Here is a 4134-nt window from a genome sequence, read left to right on the forward strand (position 1 = left end):
ATATTAAATGTGGAAGTAAAAATTGAAGAATCTTGGAAAGAAATATTAAAAAGTGAATTTTGCAAAGGATACTTTAAAAGACTTGTAAGTTTCATAAAAAATGAGTATAAAACTAAAAAGGATAAAATATTTCCACCACCAAGATTAATATTTAATGCATTTGATACCTTACCATTTAAAGATATTAAAGTAGTGATACTTGGACAAGATCCATACCACGGAAAAGGACAAGCTAATGGTTTGGCATTTTCTGTTAATTCAGACATCAAGATACCTCCATCATTACAAAATATTTTTAAAGAAATAGAGAGAAGTTTAAAAATAAAAACTATTCCAAGTGGAGATTTAACACGATGGGCAGAACAGGGAACGTTTTTGCTAAATTCAATATTAACAGTAGAAGAAGGTCGCCCATCATCTCATAAGGACATTGGTTGGGAAATTTTTACAAACGAAGTAATAAAAATTATCTCAAAAAATTTAAATAATGTTGTATTTATGTTATGGGGTAATTTTGCAAAGGGAAAAAAAGAATTAATAGATATATCAAAACATTTAATTCTTGAAACAAGCCACCCCTCTCCTTATTCTGCACACAACGGATTTTTAGGTTCAAACCACTTTAGTAAAACTTTAAGATACCTACAAGAACACAATAAAACCACAATCAATTTTCAATAAATCAATTTGCATAATAAGCCATGTCTTTAAACAGTATATACAAGTTATTTAAATTTATTATCTATCTTCTTGATTTTCTTTATTTAAAGTATCATCTTCATTATTTTTATTTTCATCATCATTCCAAAAAGTTGAACTCTTCTCATCAACTTTAACATTTCTCAACAAATCACTATCAACTCGTTTGGTATTAATAAAAGACAATGCAATTACAAAAACAAAAAAAAGAGTAATAAAAAATGCTGTAATTTTTATTGCAACACTTGAAGATCTTGCCCCAAAAATAGAAGAACTTCCACCTCCAAACACTCCTCCAATGCCATCGCCTTGCTCATCTTGAAACAATACTAACAAAATAATCATAAATGAAGTAATAACAAAAAAGACAAATACTAAAAACCTAACTAACTCCAAAATCAACCTCTTTACTTCGATATTTTATTAATTATCTTTAAAAACGAATCTGCTTTTAAAGATGCACCACCAATTAATGCCCCATCAATATCGTTTTCACCCATTAAACCTTCCACATTGTCAACATTAACAGAACCACCATATTGAATAATAATATTATCTGCTGCGGACTTTGAATATAACGATTGAATTTCAAGTCTAATTGCCTTATGAACTTCTTGTGCTTCTTCTTTTGTTGCTGTCTTTCCTGTCCCAATTGCCCATACAGGTTCATAAGCTAAAATTATTCTCTGAAGATCAGATTCATATACAGATGCTAATCCATTTCTAACCTGATTCAAAACTACATCTAAAGTTTTACCTTTTTCTCTCTCTTCAAGGGTTTCTCCAACACAGAGAATCAAATATTTAAATGGATGTTTAAGACCTGTAAGAACTTTCTTATTTATAATTTCATCATTTTCGCCAAGATATGTTCTACATTCAGAATGTCCAAGTATTACGTAATCAACCCCAAATTCCAAAAGCATAGAAGGCGCAATTTCACTTGTTCTAGCTCCGCTATTCTCATAAGACATATTTTGAGCACCAAGAAGAACATTGGTTCCTTTAGTTACTCTACAAACTTTACAAAGGGACGTAAATGTAGGTGTTACCATAACAACCACATTATTATTAATATTGTATACACCATCTACAATCTGCTTAGCAACATCTGCGGCCTCTACACTTGTATAATGCATTTTCCAATTTCCTGCTAAGAAAACCTTTCTCATCTTAAACCTCCAACACCTTTATACCTGGCAAAACTTTTCCTTCAAGATATTCAAGAGAAGCACCACCACCTGTTGAAACATGAGTTATCTTCCCAGACAAATTAAATTTATTTACAGCAGCAACTGAATCTCCACCTCCAACAACCGTAATTCCAGGACAATTAGCCACATACTCCGCAACCTTTGCTGTACCTTTGGCAAAAGAATCAAACTCAAATACTCCAAGAGGACCATTCCAAATGACAGTTTTTGCACTACTAAGAACTCCCTCAATTTTTTTCAAAGTCTTCTCTCCAATATCCATCCCAATCTTACTATCAGGAATATTAACAGAATCAACATATTCAGGCATAGAATATTCCTGAAATTCACTTGCAACAACATGATCAATAGGCAAAATAACTTCTACACTTAATTCCTTTGCCTTCTTCAAAAAAGATGAGGCTACATCAATATATTCATTTTCTAAAAGAGATTTACCAATAGAATATCCCTCTACTTTTAAAAAGGTATATGCCATTCCACCACCAATTACCATCACATTTGATTTTGGTAAAAGGGATTCAAGAACTGCAATTTTTGAAGAAACTTTTGAACCGCCAATTATTGAAACAAATGGACTCTCAGGATTTTTTAAAATTTTACCCAAAAATTTATCTTCTCTTTCCATTAAAAATCCACCAACGGCTGGCAAATAAGATGCAACACCTGATGTAGAAGCATGAGCCCTATGAGCAGTTCCAAAAGCATCATTTACAAAAATATCACCACTTTTTGATAACTGCATTGCAAAAGCATCACTATTTTCTTCTTCTTCCTTATAAAACCTCACATTTTCAAGTAAAACAACATCTCCATTTTGCATACAAGAAACAGCTGTAACTACCTCATCACCTATACAATCAGACAACATCTTAACATCTTGCCCCAACAGTTCTGATAATCTCCTAGCAATAGGCATAAGAGAATACCTAAGATTTTTCTCTCCCTTTGGTCTACCCAAATGACTCATCAAAACAACTCTGGCTCCTTGAGATTTAAGATATTCTATTGTGGGTAAAGCCGCCTTAATTCTAGTATCATCAGTAATGTTCCCTTCTCGTAAGGGAACATTAAAATCACATCTAACCAAAGCACGTTTGCCTGAAAAATCACAATCTTTTATAGTTCTTATTGACATTTACAAATACCTCAAGATTATCTTATAAATTATTTAACTAATTTTTGTGCAAGATCAACTACTCTTGTAGAATATCCAAATTCATTGTCATACCAAGAAAGTACTTTCACAAAACCATCTAGCAATACCATAGTCTCAAGACCATCAACTATTGAAGAATGAGAATTTCCTTTAATATCTGAAGACACTATCGGATCTTCTGTATATCCTAAAATACCACTAAGTTCTCTAGACTCTGATGCTTTCTTAAGTACAAAATTGATCTCTTCTTTTGTAACATCTTTTTTCTTAAGTTGAACAGTAAGATCAACAATAGAACCTGTTGGTACAGGAACTCTCATAGAAGTACCATTAAGCTTACCTTTAAGTTCAGGCAAAACAAGCCCAACAGCCTTAGCCGCACCTGTTGAAGTAGGAATAATTGAAAGAGCCCCAGCTCGTGCTCGTCTTAAATCAGCATGTGGCAAATCCAAAATCTTTTGATCATTAGTATAAGCATGCACAGTAGTCATAAGACCTTGCTCAATACCAAAAGCCTCATGTAAAACCTTTGCAAGAGGTGCCAAACAGTTTGTTGTGCATGAAGCATTAGAAACAGCTTTTAAATCAGAAGTAATTTCATGCTCATTAACACCAAGTACAATTGTTTTAATATCATCTTTAGCAGGCACTGTCAAAATTACCTTCTTAGCACCAGCATATTCAACATGATCAAGATACCCACCTCTATCACTTGTTGCTGAAGTAAAAACACCTGTTGACTCAATTACAACATCAATTCCAAATTTACCCCAAGGAAGCTTTTTGGGATCACGCTCAGCAATAATCTTTATTTCTTTTCCATCTACTACAATAGCACCATCTCTTGCTTCAACCTTTTTATTATATACTCCAAAAGTAGAATCATATTTCAAAAGGTGTGCAAGTGTTTTAGGATCTGTCAAATCATTTACAGCAACAACTTCTATTCCTCTCTCAAAAGCAATTTTAAAAACATTTCTGCCTATACGTCCAAAGCCATTAATAGCTAACTTCATACAACTCCTCCATCATTTTTTATTGTCTACTAGAATTATTAAATAA

5 protein-coding genes are annotated in these 4134 nt (G+C 32.7%); 1 reads left to right on the top strand and 4 read right to left on the bottom strand.

All coding sequences use genetic code 11. The features are described 5' to 3' along the window. Nucleotides 1-9 precede the first annotated feature (9 nt). Complete coding sequence (gene ung, locus BN1173_RS00285) at nt 10-681, top strand: uracil-DNA glycosylase (protein WP_014695961.1); 672 nt, start codon at nt 10-12, stop codon at nt 679-681. Nucleotides 682-738: 57 nt separating this feature from the next. On the opposite strand, the gene secG is transcribed toward ung, so the two are convergent. From secG to gap, 4 genes are read right to left on the bottom strand one after another with little or no spacing between them, the layout of a single operon-like run. Beyond that, complete coding sequence (secG, locus tag BN1173_RS00290) at nt 739-1095, bottom strand: preprotein translocase subunit SecG (protein ID WP_040235760.1); 357 nt, start codon at nt 1093-1095, stop codon at nt 739-741. Nucleotides 1096-1106: 11 nt separating this feature from the next. Continuing rightward, nucleotides 1107-1871: a triose-phosphate isomerase gene (tpiA, locus tag BN1173_RS00295; protein ID WP_012537827.1), complete on the bottom strand. Its 765-nt coding sequence runs from the start codon at nt 1869-1871 to the stop codon at nt 1107-1109. A 1-nt stretch (nt 1872) separates the two neighbouring features. After that, nucleotides 1873-3051, bottom strand: coding sequence for a phosphoglycerate kinase (locus tag BN1173_RS00300; RefSeq protein ID WP_040235762.1), 1179 nt, complete (start codon nt 3049-3051; stop codon nt 1873-1875). A 29-nt stretch (nt 3052-3080) separates the two neighbouring features. Continuing rightward, a complete protein-coding gene (gene gap / locus BN1173_RS00305; RefSeq protein ID WP_040235765.1) occupies nt 3081-4088 on the bottom strand; it encodes a type I glyceraldehyde-3-phosphate dehydrogenase in 1008 nt (335 codons plus the stop codon). Nucleotides 4089-4134: the final 46 nt, after the last annotated feature.

The sequence above is a fragment of the Borrelia crocidurae genome, from assembly GCF_000825665.2.
Lineage (GTDB): Bacteria > Spirochaetota > Spirochaetia > Borreliales > Borreliaceae > Borrelia > Borrelia duttonii.